21 protein-coding genes are annotated in these 18,000 nt (G+C 69.0%); 16 read left to right on the forward strand and 5 right to left on the reverse strand.

From position 1 onward, the window contains the following. Nucleotides 1-43 precede the first annotated feature (43 nt). Nucleotides 44-685 carry a methyltransferase domain-containing protein gene (locus tag ACW14X_RS26495; protein WP_457163875.1) on the reverse strand — a complete coding sequence of 214 codons (642 nt, stop codon included), beginning with the start codon at nt 683-685 and terminating at the stop codon, nt 44-46. A gap of 104 nt (nt 686-789) precedes the next feature. On the opposite strand from ACW14X_RS26495, the gene ACW14X_RS26500 reads away from it, so the two are divergent. From ACW14X_RS26500 to ACW14X_RS26535, 8 genes are all read left to right on the forward strand, one after another. Next, nucleotides 790-1,173: a hypothetical protein gene (locus ACW14X_RS26500; RefSeq protein WP_160022623.1), complete on the forward strand. Its 384-nt coding sequence runs from the start codon at nt 790-792 to the stop codon at nt 1,171-1,173. 94 nt (nt 1,174-1,267) lie between these two features. Beyond that, nucleotides 1,268-1,999, forward strand: coding sequence for a helix-turn-helix transcriptional regulator (locus ACW14X_RS26505; protein WP_160022625.1), 732 nt, complete (start codon nt 1,268-1,270; stop codon nt 1,997-1,999). Beyond that, nucleotides 1,996-3,414, forward strand: a complete 1,419-nt coding sequence (sufB, locus tag ACW14X_RS26510) for a Fe-S cluster assembly protein SufB (RefSeq protein WP_160022627.1) — start codon at nt 1,996-1,998, stop codon at nt 3,412-3,414. Before ACW14X_RS26505 ends, sufB begins: the two co-directional genes overlap by 4 nt. Continuing rightward, nucleotides 3,414-4,598 carry a Fe-S cluster assembly protein SufD gene (sufD, locus tag ACW14X_RS26515; protein ID WP_350840455.1) on the forward strand — a complete coding sequence of 395 codons (1,185 nt, stop codon included), beginning with the start codon at nt 3,414-3,416 and terminating at the stop codon, nt 4,596-4,598. The genes sufB and sufD overlap by 1 nt, the downstream gene beginning before the upstream one ends. Continuing rightward, nucleotides 4,595-5,353, forward strand: a complete 759-nt coding sequence (sufC, locus tag ACW14X_RS26520) for a Fe-S cluster assembly ATPase SufC (protein WP_160022631.1) — start codon at nt 4,595-4,597, stop codon at nt 5,351-5,353. The genes sufD and sufC overlap by 4 nt, the downstream gene beginning before the upstream one ends. A gap of 1 nt (nt 5,354) precedes the next feature. Beyond that, nucleotides 5,355-6,608 (forward strand): cysteine desulfurase, encoded by a 1,254-nt coding sequence (locus ACW14X_RS26525; protein WP_378820761.1) that lies wholly within the window; start codon nt 5,355-5,357, stop codon nt 6,606-6,608. Next, nucleotides 6,608-7,060: a Fe-S cluster assembly sulfur transfer protein SufU gene (sufU, locus tag ACW14X_RS26530; protein ID WP_160022635.1), complete on the forward strand. Its 453-nt coding sequence runs from the start codon at nt 6,608-6,610 to the stop codon at nt 7,058-7,060. Before ACW14X_RS26525 ends, sufU begins: the two co-directional genes overlap by 1 nt. 110 nt (nt 7,061-7,170) lie before the next feature. Next, nucleotides 7,171-7,506, forward strand: a complete 336-nt coding sequence (locus ACW14X_RS26535) for a metal-sulfur cluster assembly factor (RefSeq protein WP_160028798.1) — start codon at nt 7,171-7,173, stop codon at nt 7,504-7,506. 60 nt (nt 7,507-7,566) lie between these two features. Here the strand turns inward: ACW14X_RS26535 and ACW14X_RS26540 are convergent, their stop codons facing one another. Further along, complete coding sequence (locus ACW14X_RS26540) at nt 7,567-7,908, reverse strand: WhiB family transcriptional regulator (RefSeq protein ID WP_160022637.1); 342 nt, start codon at nt 7,906-7,908, stop codon at nt 7,567-7,569. Nucleotides 7,909-8,219: 311 nt separating this feature from the next. On the opposite strand from ACW14X_RS26540, the gene ACW14X_RS26545 reads away from it, so the two are divergent. Genes ACW14X_RS26545 through ACW14X_RS26570 form a run of 6 tightly spaced genes read left to right on the forward strand, consistent with a single transcriptional unit; the run spans nt 8,220 to nt 12,573 of the window. Further along, nucleotides 8,220-9,485 carry a dicarboxylate/amino acid:cation symporter gene (locus tag ACW14X_RS26545; protein WP_457163876.1) on the forward strand — a complete coding sequence of 422 codons (1,266 nt, stop codon included), beginning with the start codon at nt 8,220-8,222 and terminating at the stop codon, nt 9,483-9,485. Between the two features lie 12 nt (nt 9,486-9,497). Then, a complete protein-coding gene (locus ACW14X_RS26550) occupies nt 9,498-10,139 on the forward strand; it encodes a maleylpyruvate isomerase family mycothiol-dependent enzyme (protein ID WP_457163877.1) in 642 nt (213 codons plus the stop codon). 20 nt (nt 10,140-10,159) lie between these two features. After that, nucleotides 10,160-11,005 carry a hypothetical protein gene (locus ACW14X_RS26555; protein WP_457163878.1) on the forward strand — a complete coding sequence of 282 codons (846 nt, stop codon included), beginning with the start codon at nt 10,160-10,162 and terminating at the stop codon, nt 11,003-11,005. 25 nt (nt 11,006-11,030) lie between these two features. Then, on the forward strand, nt 11,031-11,564 hold the full coding sequence (locus ACW14X_RS26560; protein WP_457163879.1) for an ASCH domain-containing protein: 534 nt from the start codon (nt 11,031-11,033) through the stop codon (nt 11,562-11,564). Between the two features lie 22 nt (nt 11,565-11,586). Further along, nucleotides 11,587-11,949: an MmcQ/YjbR family DNA-binding protein gene (locus ACW14X_RS26565; protein ID WP_350714809.1), complete on the forward strand. Its 363-nt coding sequence runs from the start codon at nt 11,587-11,589 to the stop codon at nt 11,947-11,949. Nucleotides 11,950-11,958: 9 nt separating this feature from the next. Further along, the gene (locus ACW14X_RS26570; protein WP_457163880.1) at nt 11,959-12,573 is read left to right on the forward strand and encodes an acVLRF1 family peptidyl-tRNA hydrolase; all 615 of its coding nucleotides are present in this window, start codon (nt 11,959-11,961) and stop codon (nt 12,571-12,573) included. Nucleotides 12,574-12,577: 4 nt separating this feature from the next. Here the strand turns inward: ACW14X_RS26570 and ACW14X_RS26575 are convergent, their stop codons facing one another. Then, on the reverse strand, nt 12,578-13,006 hold the full coding sequence (locus tag ACW14X_RS26575) for a hypothetical protein (protein WP_160022651.1): 429 nt from the start codon (nt 13,004-13,006) through the stop codon (nt 12,578-12,580). 102 nt (nt 13,007-13,108) lie between these two features. On the opposite strand from ACW14X_RS26575, the gene ACW14X_RS26580 reads away from it, so the two are divergent. Further along, the gene (locus ACW14X_RS26580) at nt 13,109-14,026 is read left to right on the forward strand and encodes a phosphotransferase (RefSeq protein ID WP_457163881.1); all 918 of its coding nucleotides are present in this window, start codon (nt 13,109-13,111) and stop codon (nt 14,024-14,026) included. 120 nt (nt 14,027-14,146) lie between these two features. Here ACW14X_RS26580 and ypfJ read toward each other — a convergent pair whose 3' ends face one another. Beyond that, nucleotides 14,147-15,100, reverse strand: a complete 954-nt coding sequence (gene ypfJ / locus ACW14X_RS26585; RefSeq protein ID WP_160022655.1) for a KPN_02809 family neutral zinc metallopeptidase — start codon at nt 15,098-15,100, stop codon at nt 14,147-14,149. A gap of 63 nt (nt 15,101-15,163) precedes the next feature. Between ypfJ and ACW14X_RS26590 the strand changes: the two genes are divergently transcribed. Continuing rightward, nucleotides 15,164-16,762: an ABC-F family ATP-binding cassette domain-containing protein gene (locus ACW14X_RS26590; protein ID WP_160022657.1), complete on the forward strand. Its 1,599-nt coding sequence runs from the start codon at nt 15,164-15,166 to the stop codon at nt 16,760-16,762. Nucleotides 16,763-16,765: 3 nt separating this feature from the next. On the opposite strand, the gene ACW14X_RS26595 is transcribed toward ACW14X_RS26590, so the two are convergent. Further along, a complete protein-coding gene (locus ACW14X_RS26595) occupies nt 16,766-17,998 on the reverse strand; it encodes a cytochrome P450 family protein (protein ID WP_350840435.1) in 1,233 nt (410 codons plus the stop codon). Nucleotides 17,999-18,000: the final 2 nt, after the last annotated feature.

An 18,000-nucleotide genomic window follows, 5' to 3' on the forward strand; every position in this document is an offset into this window, starting at 1 on the left:
CGCACGGAGGCGAAGAAGACCTTCAGCGTCGCCGACCAGCCGCTCAGACCGAGGGCGTCGAGTGCCGCGACGCCGCTGCGTGAACGCTGAGACGGCGCTGCCAGATCCCGAGGCGGTGGCTCCACGGCATCCGTGGGTTCAGTCGGCGCGGCTCGGAGACGTGGACCAGGTCGAAGTCCGGGCCGAGCGCGCGGGTCATGTCCTCGGGGACGTACGTCCACGGCGGGCCCGCCTCCGTCCTCGGACGGTCGATCGGGAAGACACCCGACGCGACCCGGCCGCCGGGGCGTACGACCGCACGGGCCAGGTCGCCGACCCGGCCGCGCCAGTCGGGCGGCAGCGCGCAGAAGAAGGTGTGGTCCCACATCAGGTCGACCGGCCCGCCGGTCGCGGCCAGGACGACGTCGGCATCGAGAGCGTCGCCGACCGCGTAGGTGATGTCCGGGTAGTGCTCCGCGGCGTAGGCGGCCGCCGTGGGGGAGAGGTCGACGACCGTCGTACGCCATCCGGCAGCCGCCAACCCTGCCGCATCGTGCCCACGACCGGCGCCGGGCGCGAAGGCGGTGCCGGGCTCGCCGAAGAGCGCCGCGTTCTCCTCGACGTAGGCCAGGGGAGCGCCGAGGTCCCAGCCGGTCGTGCCGCGGACGTAGGCGGTATCCCAGTCGGTGGGGTCGTTGACCGTCATGGCCACAGTCTCCCGGGCCGGCGCGACGAGTGGGAGAGCGGGGCGCATGACGAGTCCTCGTTCCACGGTTCCGCGGGCCGTCCCGGACGGGTACGCTTTCGAACATGAGATCGACTGGCGGCGCGTCCCGGCGCGACGTACCGCTGCCGTTCGACGTCGTTCCCGGTGCTCTGCCCACGCCCGCGCGGCGGGCACCTGCGCCTGCACCGCAGGACGAGACTCTGGTCCACAGACTTGTCGGCGCCCACCTCACCTCGCGAGGCCTCCCGCCCGGCTCCGACCTCGTGATCAACCCCCGCCGACCCAAGCGCGGCGAGGTGGCGGTCGTACGCTCCGGCGGCCGCATCCGGGTCGGCATCTTCGACCTCGAACGCGGTCGCACGGTCCTGCGCTCAGACCGCGGCACCCGCTGGCTGCCGCCCGACGCCGTCTACGTCGGCGTCGCCGCCCTCGCCTCTCCGACCCTTGACGGGATGCCGACGGGCTGATCCGGGGTGACGTACGACACGTCGTCACCGGCCAGCGGGCAAGTAAGGGTTGCCTTCGTTGAATCGCCTGGGGGAATAACGTCACAATGGTGTTGTGAAATTCGACGAGAGCACTCTGCAGCCCGCAGAGACCAGCGAGGAGAGCACCCGCCAGCGGGTCGCTCGGTCGCTGCTCGTCGACGGCCCGCAGACCGCTGCGACGCTGGCCAAGCGGCTCGATCTCACCCCGGCCGCGGTCAGGCGCCACCTGGACGCGCTGGCCGAGGAGGAGGCGGTGGAGCAGCGTCAGCCGCGCACCGCGTCCACGCGTGGGCGGGGCCGCCCGGCCAAGCTCTTCGCGCTCACCGACCAGGGTCGGGACGGCTTCGAGAAGAAGTACGACGACCTGGCGGTCGAGGCGCTGCGGTTCCTCTCCGAGGTGGCCGGCGAAGAGGCCGTGCGGGAATTCGCGGAGCGCCGCGCGGCGTTCATCAAGCAGGGACTGGACCGGATCGCCGCCGGCGAGACGGATCTCAGCCCCGCGCAGGTGCTTGCGAATGTGTTCACGGCCAACGGCTATGCGGCCTCCGTCAGGGAGCTGCCGCTGATCAACGGTCACGACGCAGGTGAGCAGCTGTGCCAGCAGCACTGCCCGGTCGCCCACGTCGCCCAGGAGTTCCCCGAGCTCTGCGAGGCGGAGACAGAGGCGATCGCGAAGCTGCTCGGCACCCACGTACAACGCTTGGCCACCATCGCCCACGGCGACGGAGTCTGCACGACGCACATCCCTCCTGGATCCTCCGGTCCCGGCGAAGTTTCGAAGAAGAAGGAGCAGGTCACGACATGACCTCCATCGAGGAGCTCAACCCCGAGCTGAAGGGCATCGGCAAGTACGAGTTCGGCTGGTCCGACTCGGACGTCGCCGGTGCTGCGGCACAGCGCGGTCTCAATGACGCCATCGTCCGCGACATCTCCGGCAAGAAGTCTGAGCCGCAGTGGATGCTCGACCTGCGCCTGAAGGGCCTCAAGCTCTTCGGCCGCAAGCCGATGCCCACCTGGGGCTCCGACCTCTCGGACATCGACTTCGACAACATCAAGTACTTCGTGCGCTCGTCGGAGAAGCAGGCCACCTCGTGGGAGGACCTGCCCGAGGACATCAAGAACACCTACGACCGGCTCGGCATCCCCGAGGCGGAGAAGCAGCGCCTGGTCGCCGGTGTCGCCGCGCAGTACGAGTCGGAGGTCGTCTACCACTCGATCCGCGAGGACCTCGAGGCCCAGGGCGTGCTCTTCCTCGACACCGACACCGCGCTCAAGGAGCACCCGGAGATCTTCCAGGAGTACTTCGGCACGGTGATCCCGGTCGGCGACAACAAGTTCGCTGCGCTGAACACCGCCGTGTGGTCGGGTGGCTCCTTCATCTACGTGCCCAAGGGCGTCCACGTCGACATCCCGCTGCAGGCCTACTTCCGGATCAACACCGAGAACATGGGCCAGTTCGAGCGCACCCTGATCATCGCCGACGAGGGCTCCTACGTTCACTACGTCGAGGGCTGCACCGCGCCGATCTACCAGTCCGACTCGCTGCACTCCGCGGTCGTCGAGATCATCGTGAAGAAGAACGCCCGCGTTCGCTACACGACCATCCAGAACTGGTCGAACAACGTCTACAACCTGGTCACCAAGCGCGCCACCTGCGAGGAGGGCGCGACCATGGAGTGGGTCGACGGCAACATCGGCTCCAAGGTGACCATGAAGTACCCGGCGGTCTACCTGATGGGTGAGCACGCCAAGGGCGAGACGCTCTCCATCGCCTTCGCCGGCGAGGGCCAGCACCAGGACGCGGGCGCCAAGATGGTGCACGCCGCCCCGAACACCTCCTCGTCGATCCTGTCGAAGAGCGTTGCGCGTGGCGGTGGCCGCACCTCCTACCGCGGCCTGATCCAGATCAACGAGGGCGCGCACGGCTCGAAGTCCAACGTGCTCTGCGACGCGCTCCTGGTCGACCAGATCTCGCGTTCGGACACCTACCCCTACGTCGACATCCGCGAGGACGACGTCTCGATGGGTCACGAGGCCTCGGTCTCGAAGGTCTCCGACGACCAGCTGTTCTACCTGATGTCCCGCGGCATGGCCGAGGACGAGGCGATGGCGATGATCGTGCGCGGCTTCGTCGAGCCGATCGCCAAGGAGCTCCCGATGGAGTACGCCCTCGAGCTCAACCGCCTGATCGAACTGCAGATGGAAGGAGCGGTCGGCTGATGACCGCAGCTGTGCAGGAGGCCCTGGAGCTCGACAAGGTCGAGTCCCACCTCCACCCGGAAGGCTCTTTCGACGTCGAGGCGCACGAGGTGCCGAAGGGTCGCGAGGAGATCTGGCGGTTCACCCCGCTCAAGCGCCTCAAGGGCATCCACGACAACGCCCCGTTCGCCGACGGTGCGACCAAGGTGGAGGTCGAGGCGGCCACGGGCGTGACCGTCGAGACCGTCGCGGCCGACGATGACGTACGCGGCAGCTCGGGCCTGGTCCCGACCGACCGTGTCTCGGCGCGGGCCTGGGCGGCCAGCACCGGCGCGACCGTCGTGCGGATCCCGACCGACACCGTCGTCGAGGGCGCGACCGTGATCCGCCACCACGGCACCGGCTCGGAGACCGCCGGCGCCGGTCACGCGGTGATCGTGGCGGAGAAGTTCGCCAAGGCGACCGTCGTGCTGGTCTTCGAGGGCTCTGCCGTCGTCGCCGACAACATCGAGATCGTCGTCGAGGACGGCGCCGACCTCACCGTCGTCTCCGTCCAGGACTGGGCCGACGACGCCGTCCACCTCTCCACCCAGCACGCCAAGGTCGGCCGCGACGCCAACCTCAAGCACGTCTCGGTGAGCTTCGGCGGCGACGTGGTGCGTCACGACTTCTCGGCGGAGTACTCCGGCCCCGGCGGCTCCGTGGAGTCGCTCGGCCTCTACTTCGCCGACGCCGGTCAGCACATCGAGCACCGTCTCTTCGTCGACCACACCGCCCCGAAGACCAAGTCCAACGTGATCTACAAGGGCGCGCTGCAGGGCGAGAAGGCCCACGCGGTCTGGATCGGCAACGTGCTGATCCGCAAGGAGGCCGAGGGCATCGAGACGTACGAGGAGAACCGCAACCTCATCCTCACCGACGGTGCCTGGGCCGACTCCGTGCCCAACCTGGAGATCGAGACCGGCGAGATCGAGGGCGCGGGTCACGCGTCGGCGATCGGCCGGTTCGACGACGAGCAACTCTTCTACCTGCAGAGCCGCGGCATCTCCGAGACCGAGGCGAAGCGCCTGGTCGTGCACGGCTTCTTCAACGACCTGATCCGTCAGATCGGTGTCCCCGAGCTCGAGGAGAAGCTGACCGGCACGGTCGAGGCCGAGCTCGCCAAGAACATCAACACCCTTATCGAGAAGGACGCAACCGCATGAGCACGCTTGAGATCAAGGACCTCACGGTCTCGGTGAACACCGAGGACGGTGCCAAGGAGATCCTCAAGGGCGTGACCCTGACGATCAACTCCGGCGAGACCCACGCGATCATGGGCCCCAACGGCTCGGGCAAGTCGACGCTTGCCTACTCGATCGCCGGCCACCCGAAGTACACCATCACCGGCGGCACCGTCACCCTCGACGGTGAGGACGTTCTGGAGATGTCGGTCGACGAGCGCGCCAAGGCCGGGCTGTTCCTGGCGATGCAGTACCCCGTCGAGGTTCCCGGCGTGAGCGTGGCCAACTTCCTCCGCACCGCGAAGACGGCGCTGGACGGCGAGGCCCCCAAGCTGCGTACGTGGGTCAAGGACGTCAACGGTGCGATGAACAAGATGCACCTGGACCCGACCTTCTCGCAGCGCTCGGTCAACGAGGGCTTCTCCGGTGGCGAGAAGAAGCGCCACGAGATCGCCCAGCTCGACATCCTCGACCCGGCCGTCGCGCTGCTCGACGAGATCGACTCCGGCCTCGACATCGACGCGCTCAAGGTCGTCTCCGAGGGGATCAACGACTTCCGTGCCCGCGACGGCAAGTCGGTCCTGCTGATCACCCACTACACCCGCATCCTGCGCTACATCAAGCCTGACCACGTGCACGTCTTCGTGGCCGGCCGGATCGCGGAGTCGGGTGGCCCGGACCTGGCCGAGGAGCTGGAGGCCAACGGCTACGAGAAGTACGTCGCGGCAGGGGTCTGACATGAAGGGTCTGCTGCCCGACCTGGATCTGGTCCGCAAGGACTTCCCGATCCTGGAGCGCACCTTCGACGGCGGCGAGACCCCGCTGGTCTACCTCGACAGCGCCAACACCTCGCAGAAGCCGCAGATCGTGATCGACACCATGGTCGATCACCTGGAGCGGCACAACGCCAACATCGCTCGGGCGATGCACCACCTGGGTGCCGAGGCGACCGAGGCGTTCGAGGGGGCCCGCGACACCGTCGCGCGCTTCCTCGGCGCGCCCGAGCGCGACGAGGTGATCTTCACCAAGAACGCCTCCGAGGCGCTCAACCTGGTCGCCAACACGGTGCCGCTGGCCGCCGGCGACGTGGTCGTGACCACCGAGATGGAGCACCACTCCAACATCGTTCCGTGGCAGCTCGCCACGCAGCGCGCGGGTGCGACGTTGAAGTGGTTCGGACTCACCGACTCCGGTGAGCTCGACCTGTCGAACATCGACGAGCTGATCACGCCGGCGACCAAGATCGTCGCGCTGACCTGGGTCTCCAACATGCTCGGCACGATCAACCCGATCGCCGAGATCGCCCGCAAGGCCCACGAGGTCGGTGCGCTGGTCGTCGTCGACGCTGCGCAGGCCGCCCCGGTGCTGCCGATCGACCTGGCCGGCATGGCCGAGGAGGAGCGTCCCGACTTCCTCGCCTTCACCGGCCACAAGGTCGTCGGCCCGACCGGCATCGGCGTCCTGTGGGGCCGGCGTGCCGCGCTCGAGGCGCTGCCGCCGTTCCTCGGTGGCGGCGAGATGATCGCCACGGTGACGATGGAGAAGTCGACCTACGCGCCGATCCCGCACAAGTTCGAGGCCGGCACCCCGCCGATCGCCGAGGCCGTGGGTCTCGGTGCGGCGCTGGAATACCTCATGCACGTCGGGATGGAGAACGTCCACGCCCATGAGCAGGCGATCACGGCCTACGCGCTGGAGCGCCTCGCCACCGTCCCGGGTGTGACCGTGCTCGGCCCGGCCGACGCCGCCAAGCGCGGAGGCGCGATCGCCTTCGAGCTCGACGGCGTGCACCCGCACGACGTGGCCCAGGTGCTCGACTCCAAGGGCGTCGCCATCCGCGCCGGGCACCACTGCGCCAAGCCCGCCCACCAGCGGTTCGGCGTCCAGGCCTCCAACCGGATGTCGTCCTACCTCTACACCACGCCCGCCGAGATCGACGCGCTGGTCGAGGGGTTGGAATACGTACGCACGTTCTTCAAGTTGGACAAGTGATGACTGCCGCGAACCTCGAGAGCATGTACCAGGAGATCATCCTGGACCACTACAAGAACCCGCACGGGAAGGGTCTTCGCGACCCCTTCGAGGCGGAGGTTCACCACGTCAACCCGACCTGCGGTGACGAGATCACCCTGCGGCTCCACGTCGACGGCGGCAAGATCGAGGACATCTCCTACGACGCCCTCGGCTGCTCCATCTCGCAGGCCTCGGCCTCCGTGCTCAACGACCTGGTCGTGGGCAAGACGGTCGACGAGGCGATGGTGATCCACGAGGAGTTCCTGCGGCTGATGCAGGGCAAGGGCCAGGTGGAGCCCGACGAGGACATTCTGGAGGACGGCATCGCCTTCGCCGGCGTCGCCAAGTTCCCCGCCCGGATCAAGTGCGCGCTGCTGTCGTGGATGGCCTGGAAAGACGCCGCCGCGAAGACTGTCGCCGAGGAGAACTGATGACTGAGACCGACCACACTGAGCACGACCACGCAGGTCACGACCACGCGGGGCATGACCACTCCGGCCACGGCCATGGGCACGGTCACGAGGCGCCCGAGTGGCAGGGGATGCGTACGTCCACGGTCGAGGGTGCGAGCCTGAAGATCGAGGATGTCGAGGAGGCGATGAAGGATGTCGTCGACCCCGAGCTCGGCATCAACGTCGTCGACCTGGGTCTGATCTACGGCCTGCACATCGAGGACCACTCCAACGTGGTCATCGACATGACGCTGACCTCGGCGGCCTGCCCGCTGACCGACGTCATCCAGGACCAGACCTCGCAGGCCTTGGAGGGCATGGTCAACGACGTGCACATCAACTGGGTCTGGATGCCGCCCTGGGGCCCGGACAAGATCACCCCCGACGGTCGCGAGATGCTGCGCGCTCTCGGGTTCAACGTCTGAGGGTTCGCCCGACGTGGGAGTCCTGAGGTCACTGGGTGACCCCAGGACTCCCACGTCATTTCAGGCGACGCGGCGGGCGCGCGCGATCGCTTCCTGGCTGCGCTTGTAGGGCTTTCGTCCGGGGGTTCTGGGGGTGTCCCGAGGTTTGCCGCTCTCCAGGAGCACACCGCCCCAGACTCCCCACTCCCGCCGGGCGGTGCCGAGCTCGAGGCAGGTCTGCCGCATCGGGCAGTCGGCGCAGACCTGCTGCGCCTCGGCGAGCTGGGTGAGGTCCTCGGGATGAAAGAGCTCCGGGTCCTCGCCCACGCAGGCCCACTCGTCGGTCCGGGGAGTCGGGTGCTTCAGCGTCAGCTCGTAGGTCTTCGAGCTGTTGCCCTCTCCGAAGAGTGTGATGATCTCCATCTCGTTCACCTCCTGGTGATGCTGTTGGACATGAGAAAGGGCCGCCTCCGATTCGATCGGAGCGGCCCTGGTGGATGCGGTGAGCACCTACGTTCGTTGCGGCTCCGAGCGCGCAAACTCCACGTCCTGGACCGGTCGGCCCAGGTGCTTGCAGATCGTGGTCTCGCGCATGACATCAATGGTATTCACCCCGCCCCAGCCGGGACCACTGGTTTGTCGCGGGAAACGTGCCGGTGACGACGGCTTAACCGGCGGCGTACGCGGCCTCGTTAGCGTCCAGGATCCACCGTCGTCGACGCTTAGGAGACCCGATGAAGGTCTTGAAGTCCCCAGCCGTCCTGATCCTCGCCGGTGCGGTCGCCGGCATCGTCTTCGGCCTGGTGGTGGGGGAGTGGGCGGCGAACCTCAAGTTCGTCGGCGACATCTTCATCCGGCTGATCCAGATGTCGATCGTCCCGCTGGTCGCCTCCTCGGTGATCGTCGCGACGGGCGCGATGACCGGGGCGGGCGCCGGCAGATTGGCCGGGGCTACCTTCGGCTGGATGCTGGGGTTCGCGGTGGTCGCCGCCTTCGTCGGCTGGGGGCTGGCGGAGCTGATCGAGCCGGGAGCGGGGATGCGCTATGACGGCGACCTCGACCCGACCCTGACCGACTCGGCCGCGGCGACCGCGGTCGGCTGGCAGCAGACCGTGACCGGCTTCGTCTCCACCAACGTGGTCGAGGCGATGGCCACCGGCGCGATGGTGCCGATCATCGTCTTCGCCCTGATCTTCGGTCTCGCGCTCAACCGCTACACCGCGATGAACGGCCCGACCGTCGTGCTCACCTTCTTCGAGCAGATCCAGGCGATCGTCCTGCTGATGATCAAGTACGTCATGTTCCTGGCGCCGATCGGCGTCTTCTGCCTCCTCGCCGATCTCGCCGGACGCGTCGGATTCGGGGTGGTCACGACCGCGCTCGCCTACCTGGGCACGACCCTGGCCGGCGTGGTGATCATCTCCGCCCTCTACGTCGTCGTGGTCGTCGCCGTCACCCGGCTCAACCCGCTGCGCCTGCCCGCGAAGCTCGCCGAGCAGACCGTCGTGGCCGTCACCACCACCTCGTCGGCGGTCACCTTCCCGACGGTGCTGAAGAACGCGGTCGAGAAGTTCGGGATCTCGAAGCGGGTTGCGGACTTCACGCTCTGCCTGGGGATGACGATGGGCTCGTGCGGCGCGGTGCTCAACTACACGATCGTGGTGCTGTTCCTCGCCCAGGCCTCCGGCGTCTCGCTCTCCCCTGGCGACATCGCGCTCGGGATGGCGCTCGCGGTGCTGCTCAACATCGGCACGATCACGGTGCCCGGCGGGTTCCCGGTCGTCGCGATCTTCCTGGCCACGTCCCTGGACCTGCCCATCGAGGCCGCTGGGCTGCTCATCGCGGTGGACTGGTTCACCGGCATCCTGCGTACGTTCCTCAACGTGAACGGAGACACCATGGTCGCTCTGCTGGTGGCGCACGGCGCGGACGAGATCGACCGAGAAGTGTACGCCGGGACGAAGCCGGTGGTGGAGCCTGTCGCGGAGGCCGCGGCCTGACACGATGGAGTCATGGACGTAGCCGCCCGCACCGCAGCCAACCGCCGCCTGCTCGCCGACTTCTTCGACGGCCTCGACGTATCCCAGCTGGAGACACAGAGCCTGTGCTCGGCCTGGACGGTGAGGGAGGTGCTGGGCCACAGCGCGATGCCCTTCTCGGTCGGGATCGGGCGGCTGCTGTGGCGCACGCTGCTGGCCCGAGGCTCCATCGACCGGGCCTCGGCCGCGATCGCCGAGGAGCAGGCGCGGCGGCCGGTGGCCGAGCTGACCGGGCTGCTGAGGACGTACGCCACCAAGCGGGTGCCGGCGCCCGGCGTCGGTCCGATGGGGCAGTTCACCGACCACTGCATCCACCTGCGTGACTGCGCCCGGCCGCTCGGTCTCGACACCGACGTCCCGCTCGAGGACTGGGGCGCGGTGCTCGACTGGTTGCCGACCAAGCAGGCCTCGCTCGGGGTGGTCCCGGCCGGCCGGCTCGACGGGCTCGCGCTGCGCGCGACCGACCAGGACTGGTCGTGGACGGCGGCGAACGGGTCGAGCGAGGAGGTCGCCGGTCCCAGCGAGGCCCTGGCGATGGCGCTCTCCGGCCGGTCGGTCGCGCTGGCGGATCTCGACGGGCCAGGGGTGGCGACGTTGCGGGAGCGTCTCGGCTGACCCGGGTAGGCTCCCCGGACGTGGAGGCTCCTGGTCGGATCTGGTTCGGGTACGTCGCCGCGGTGGGCCTCACGGTGATCGGGTTGTTCACCCTGGATCCGCTGGCGTTCGGCCTGGCCGTCGCCGTGCTGGTCGCGACGGTGCTGGGGGAGTGGTACCGCGGCCGTCAGGCCGCACTGTCCGCTGCGGCGGCGGACACCGACCTTGCGGACTTGGTCTCCCGATGGGCCCGCGGTTGGGCATACGCCCGGGGCTTTCCCCGCCCTGCGGCGGTGCCCGGAGGCGTACGCGTGGAGGTGGCGGAGCCGGGACGCCGGGTCGAGTGGGTGGCGACCGACGACGCGGACACGCTCGCCGGGCTCGTCGACACCGCCCGGGCCACGCCCGAAGCGTGGTTGTCCGTGGTGACCGAGTCGCCTGCGGGCGTACGCCCATGGTTCGTCGAGGCCGGGCTGGTCGCCAATGATGGTGAGGAGGCGCTGATGTCGATCCAGCTCGCCGACCACGCGTTCCGGCGGCTTCCGGAGGGCTATCTCGCCGAGGTGGATCGCGACGGCGGCCTCATCACCGTGACGGTCCGCGTGGGCGAGGACGTCGCGGCCCGTGGGCGGATCGCCGTCATCGGTGCCGACGCCGTCGCCGACCGGATCCAGACCGAGCCCGACCATCGGCGCCGAGGTCTCGGCGGTGCGGTGATGAGCCTGCTCGTCTCGGCCGCCCGCGAGGCCGGTGCCGTCCATGGCGTTCTGGTCGCCAGCGAGATGGGCGAGCCCCTCTACGTCGGCCTCGGCTGGCGCGCCCGGGCCCGTCTGGTGAGCGCGCGAACAGCCACGCCGCGTACCTCCGTCGAGTCCCGGCACGGCTAGCGCCAACTGTGGTTGAGTGTCGCCTATGAGCGACGACGCCGTCATGGTTCCCGACAACCCTGAGCAAGAGGCAGAGGTTGCTGCGTTCTGGGAGGACGTGAAGCATCACGCCCATCTCAGCGCCGCGCCGGGCTACTTCGGTGCGTCCCCGCTGGAAGCGCTGCAGCCACCGGCGTGGGCGTTCGGCGGGACGCCGGAAGAGGCAGACGGGCTGCTCGAGCTCGTCCTCGAAGGGGTGAAGACGGCGACCGCCACTGCGCAGTGGGACTTCGAGAGCGGAGACGAGCCGTTCCCGACCGTGGGTGGCATGAGCATCATCCTCGACGGCTCCGGTCATCCACGAGCCCTCATCGCCACCACTCAGGTCGACGTGGCCCCGTTCCGGGAGGTCCCGGCGGAGTTCGCGCGACTGGAGGGCGAGGGCGACCTGTCGCTCGAGTATTGGCGCGAGGTGCACGAACGCTTCTTCACCGAGTTCGCCGGTCCCGACCACGAGTTCAGCGAGGACATGCCGGTCGTGATGGAGCAGTTCGAGCTCGTCTGGCCGAAGCCGGACTGATCCGGAACCCGGGTGTGAGCGGATGACACCGACCGAGCTGACCGAGCGGGTCCGTGAGATCTGCCTCGGGTTCCCGGAGAGCGCTGAGCGGGTCACCCACGGCGCTCCCGGGTTCTTCGTGAAGAAGCAGTTCGTGATGCTGTGGCCGCAGGGACATCATGGACGCGACGAGCCGCATCTGTGGGCGGCCGCCGCGGCGGGGGTGCAGGCCGAGGTCGTCGGTGACGATCCCGAGCGCTTCTTCGTGCCTCCCTACGTCGGTGGGCGTGGCTGGGTCGGCATGCGGCTCGATGGCGACGTCGACTGGGACGAGGTCGCCGAGATCTGCGAGGACGCCTATCGCCACATCGCGCCACCTCGGCTGCTGCGTGGCCTGGACCGGTAGCGTACGGACATGCCCAACGTCGCCGTCCCGGTCGCTCGGATCCAGCGGTGGGTCGACAACTTCGCCGCGCGCCACGGCGAGACCCGGCTCGGGGTCGACTCCGGCGCGCTGACCGGTGCCGCGGCCGACGGATCCTCGTTCATCGCGGCGCTGCCGTTCGAGAAGACGTACGCCGGGCCGGCCGACGTCGAGGCGTTCATCGCCGCCTCCGCTTCGCCGCGGGACTGGGGCCTGCTGCTGGTGCGCAAGGGCGGCTTCGCGATCGCCCGGATGAGCGGCGGCGAGATCGCCGACCACAAGATCGGGCGGCGGCACGTCCAGGGGAAGACCAAGGCGGGCGGCTGGAGCCAGCAGCGCTTCGCCCGGCGCCGCGCCAACCAGGCCAGCGCCGCGTACGAGGCGGCGGCCGAGCATGCCGCCCGGATCCTCGACGGGCTGCGAGGCCCGCTCGTCACCGGCGGCGACCACGGCGGTGTCGACGACGTGCTCGCGGACCGGCGGCTGGCGTCGCTCGACGTGACCGGACCGTGGCTGGCCGTGCAGGACCCCAACCGTGCGGTACTCGATCAGGCGATCGAGGAGGCCCAGAAGGTGCGGATCGAGGTCCTCAACGCCGACCGCTGACGCGTCAGGGGAGCTGCCAGACTCCTGGCGAACCCTTGACCATCAGGCCGTCGGTCAGCAGCGTCTGACGGGCACGGCGCGCCGCGTAGCGCCAGCGGAGCTCGCCTTCCGGGGTGGTCTCGAAGTCACCCGGGAGGAGGCTGTCAGCCAGCTGGCTCTCGAGCTCGTCGAGAACGTCGTCGGCAGACATCGATCCACCGGCGGTCTCGAGGATCTCGAGGATGAGCGGCGCGAAGGCGGCCGGCGGGGTCCACTTGCGGGGAGCGGACTTGGTGACGACCTTCGGCGCGGCGGCCGTCGAGCTCGTCGTGGTCTTGCGTACCCGGGTTGTCGGCTTCTTCACTGGAGCCGGAGCGGGCGGGGCCGGGGGCCGCCCATGGATGCACTGTGACTTCGGCAGGTCACACAGCTCGCAGTAGTCAGTCTCGGACATCGGCTCAACCATATCGGCCCCAGGATCAAACTCAGCATCCCGTCGTCGCCTCCCGGCGGTGAGTGCCGTTGCGACCTGCGAGGATGCGCTACTTTGGCAAGCATGTGGCAGCCCGACCCAGGGTGGCTCGTCCTCCCCGGCGGCACCGGACCCTCCACGCTGGGGGTCTGGCGCACTGCTGTGGGCGAGGAGCAGGAGCCGGTCGTGGTCAAGCGGCTCGGGCAGCCGGGGGCGTACGATCCGGCCGAGCTGAGCCGCCGGCGACACTTCGCCTACTGGCGGCGGGCGGCCGACGTCGCCACCTCGGGGCTCGTCGACGACTCCCCGGGCATGATCGGCGCGCGTACGAGCGTCGCCGAGGACGACGAGGGCATCACCCTGACCAGCGAGTGGGTCGAGGACGCCGCCAACTCCGGGCTCTTCGCGGCGCTCTCCATGGGCCGCTTCGCCGGCGCGGACCTGGGCGAGGCGCGCTGGCTGGCGCGCGACCAGTTCCGCGACCGGATCGCGCGGGTGGAGTACAACGGCGGCTGGCCGACCATGATGCGTACGACGGCCGCGGACATCGCCCACACCCTGTGGGAGCGGCGCGGGCGCTTCACCAACCTCCTCGACGAGCTGCCCCAGGTCGCCCAGCACGGCGACCCCGCGCCGCAGAACCTTCTCGGCCGCACCGACGACGGCGAGCGGCTGATCGCGATCGACTGGTCGAGCCTGGGCCACGGCCCCGTCGGCGGTGACCTCGGGCTCTATCTGCTGCACGCCCGGGAGTCGTTCGAGCCGCTGCTGGAGGCGTACGTCCTGGGGCTGCCTGCCGGCGTCGCAACCCGTGAGGAGGTGACGCTCGGTGCGCAGATCAGCGCCGTCTACACCGCGCTGAGCCGCGCCGAGTGGGCGCTGAGCCGGATCAAGCCGGGGGAGGGACCGCTGCTCGCGAAGTTCCGCCACCCCGCCGTCGCGCCCCACCTGCGGACGCTGCAGAAGCAGGCACCGCTGGTCGAGGCGCTGCTCGAGATGTGAGCCGCTGGGTCGCAGGCGTCACATCTGCAACACCGTTCAGGCAATGCCTGCACTTCTCGGGTGTTGCAATGCCCGAGAAGTGCAGGGATACCCGGTTAACCGGGTATCCCTGCGCCGGGCCTACGGGTTGTCGAGATCCCGCGCCTTGAACGTGTCGCAGCCGGCGATCGAGTCGGGGGTGGTCATGCCCTTCCGGAACCAGGCGATCCGCTGCTCGGAGGAGCCGTGGGTGTACTGCGAGGTGTCGACGCGGCCGGTGGTGCGGGACTGGATGTGGTCGTCGCCGACGGTCTTGGCGGCATCGATGCCCTCGGTGATGTCCTGGTCCGAGATATCGACGATGAACCCGTCGCCTTCCGCGGCGGCGGTCCACATGCCGGCGTAGCAGTCGGCCTGCAGCTCCAGGCGTACGGCATCGGACTCAGGACCCTGCTGGGTGCGCACCTGGCCCATGGTGCCGAGCAGGTTCTGGATGTGGTGGCCGTACTCGTGGGCGAGCACGTAGGCGCGTACGAAGGTGGTGTCCTGCCCGCCGAGCTGCTCGAAGATCGAGTCGAAGAACGTCGGGTCGAGGTAGATCGTCTGGTCGGCCGGGCAGTAGAACGGGCCGACCGAGCTCGACGCGGAGCCGCAGCCGCCGGTCTGGACCTGGTCGGAGAAGATCACGACCGCCTGCTCGGGCTGGAACCGGCCGGAGAGGTCGCGCTGGGAGTCCCAGTAGCCGGTCATCGAGTTCTCGAGGGCGACGAAGGCGCAGTTCTCGTCGTTGTTGGCGTCCTCGCCGGTCTGGCACGACCCGAAGTCGCCGGTCTCGCCGCCGTCGGCCGCCTGCATGCCGCCGAAGGTGCCGGTGCCCACCGAGGTCGTGCCTCCGCTGTCGCCGAGGACCTGCGGGCCGACGCCGGTGCACTGGGTGATGAGGAAGAAGAGCAGCAGCACGATGACGGTGCCGATGCCACCGCTCGCCTTGCCGCCGGGGATCGGGATCCGGCCGCCACCTCCACCACCGAACCCGCCACCGCCACCGCCGGAGGTCCGGCTGGTGTCGAGTCTGGCCTTCGGGTTGAACCGCATCTTGTCCCCCTGGAGGTGGTGATGTGTGGGACCGAGTGCCCCGCCCATACACTAGTGACGGAGATGATCACTGCCCATGACCTAGAAGTCCGCGTCGGCGCCAGACTTTTGATGGAGAACGTCACATTCCGAGTCGGACCCGGCGACAAGGTCGGGCTCGTAGGCCGCAACGGCGCTGGGAAGACGACCCTGACGAAGGTGCTCGCCGGCGACCACCTGCCTGCCTCCGGAACGGTGTCCAACACCGGTGAGATCGGCTATCTGCCTCAGGACCCACGGGTCGGCGACCCCGAGGTGATCGCCAAGGACCGGATCCTGTCCGCGCGCGGCCTCGACGATGCCGTACGCCGCATGCGGATCGCCGAGGAGGAGATGGGCTCCGAGGATCCGAACGTCCGCGAGAAGGCGATGAAGCGCTACCAGCGCGCCCACGACGAGCTCGACGCGGGCGGTGGCTACGCGGCCGAGACCGAGGCCCTGCAGATCGCCCAGTCGCTCGGCATCCCGGACCGGATCATGACCCAGCCGCTCAAGACGTTGTCGGGCGGCCAGAGGAGACGCGTCGAGCTGGCGCGCATCCTCTTCTCCTCGGCCGAGGTGCTGATCCTCGACGAGCCGACCAACCACCTCGACGCCGACTCGATCATCTGGCTGCGCGACTGGATGAAGTCCTACAAGGGCGGCTTCATCGTGATCTCCCACGACAACGATCTGCTCGCCCAGACGGTCAACAAGGTCTTCCACCTCGACGCCAACCGTGAGGTGATCGACATCTACAACATGCCGTGGAAGCAGTACCTCGTGCAGCGCGAGACCGACGAGGCGCGCCGCAAGCGTGAGCTGATGAACGCGCAGAACAAGGCCAAGACGCTCACCGACCAGGCCAACAAGATGCGCGCCAAGGCCACCAAGGCGACGGCCGCGCAGAGCATGCTCAAGCGCGCAGAGAAGATCATGGCCGGTGTCGAAGGGGAGCGGAAGCAGGAGAAGGTCGCCGCGATCAAGTTCCCCTCGCCCGCGCCCTCCGGCAAGACCCCGCTCACCGCCAACGACCTCTCCAAGTCGTACGGCGCGCTCGAGGTCTTCACCGCCGTCGACCTGGCGATCGACCGAGGGACCCGGGTGGTCATCCTCGGGCTCAACGGTGCCGGCAAGACCACGATGCTCCGGATCCTGGCTGGCGTCGACCAGCCCGACACCGGCGAGGTCGTGCCGGGCCACGGGCTGAAGGTCGGCTACTACGCCCAGGAGCACGAGACCCTCGACACCAAGCGGTCGGTACTGGAGAACATGCAGTCCTCGGCGCCGCAGCTCACCGACACCGAGGCGCGCACCGTGCTGGGTGCGTTCCTCTTCACCGGCGACGACGTGCACAAGCCCGCCGGGGTGCTCTCCGGTGGGGAGAAGACCCGGCTGGCCCTGGCCTCCCTGGTCGTCTCCGCCGCCAACGTGCTCCTGCTCGACGAGCCCACCAACAACCTCGACCCGGCCTCCCGCGAGGAGGTGCTCAACGCGATCCGCCGCTACGAGGGCGCGATCGTGCTGGTCACCCACGACGAGGGCGCCGTGCACGCGCTGGAGCCCGACAAGGTGCTCATCCTCCCCGACGGCGTCGAGGACCTGTGGAACGAGGAGTACGCCGACCTGGTCTCGCTCGCCTGACGCTCAGGCCAGCGTTCGGACGAACGTCACCGGCATCGAGGTCGGGTAGCGGTAGGAGAGCGAGTCGGTGTTGCGCTCGACCTGGTCGGCCGGCACCGCGAGGGAGACCTCGGGGAGTCGCTCCAGGACGGTGCGTACGGCCGCTTGGACGATGATCGTGCCCGGCCGCTGGGCGGGGCAGGAGTGGGGCCCGGCGCTCCACGACATGTGGGCGCGGTTGCCGATCTCCAGCCACGGGTCGCCGCCGGTCATCAGCGGGTCCACGTTGGCGGCCGCGATGCACGGCACCACGGCGTCGCCCTTGCGGATCAGCTGACCGCCGAGCTCGACGTCGCGCAGCGCGAACCGCGGGGTGATGTTGTAGCAGGGTGGGTCGCGCCACATGACCTCCTCGATCGCCTGGTCGACGTCGAGGCGGCCGCCGCGCAGCCGGCCGGCGAAACGCTCGTCGGAGAGCATCAGCAGCAGGGTCTGGGTGATGGTCGCGATGGTCAGCTCGTTGCCGGCGATGATCATCACGATCATCGCCTCCATGACCTCGTTGTCGTCCCACAGGCCGGGGTCGTCGATCAGGTGCGAGGTGACGTCGTCCTGGGGCTCCCGGCGGCGCTTGGCGATGTGGTCGACGATCTCCACGGCCAGCTCGATGACGCCCTCCTGGGCGAGCTGGCCGCCACCGAGGACCTTGTGGGCGGCCTTGCGCATCGAGTCGCCGACCTCCTGGCCCATGCCGAACATCGCGGCGACCGACAGCAGCGGGATCAGCACGGCGTAGTCCTGGACCAGATCGGCCTCGCCGCGCTCGAGCATGTCGTCGACGAGGTCGTTGCAGATGCTGCGTACCTTCGCGGCGTAGCCGTGCTCGTCGACCCGCGAGAGCGCCCGGTCGACCGGCGAGCGCAGACGCCGCCGGAGCTCGCCGTCGTTGTGGAAGGAGTTCTGCCGAGTGGTCACGAAGGGGTAGATCGGCATGTCCGGGAGGATCTTGCCCTCCTGCACCGCGCTCCAGTTGTCGCCGTTGCGGGAGAAGACGTCCTCGTTGCGGATGACCTCGCTGAACTCGGCATAGCCCATCGCGAACCAGAGGCGTACGCCGGGGGAGAGCTCGCCGGGAGCCACCGGGCCCCACTCGGCCCGAAGCCGTTGGTGCACCTCTCTCGCGCGAGGCCCGACGGTCTCGGGCGCCTGGACGAGGTCGGTGAGATCGGCGAGACGTACGGTGCGGGTGGGAGTCATCG

The sequence above is a fragment of the Nocardioides sp. YJ-D4 genome (assembly GCF_054031495.1).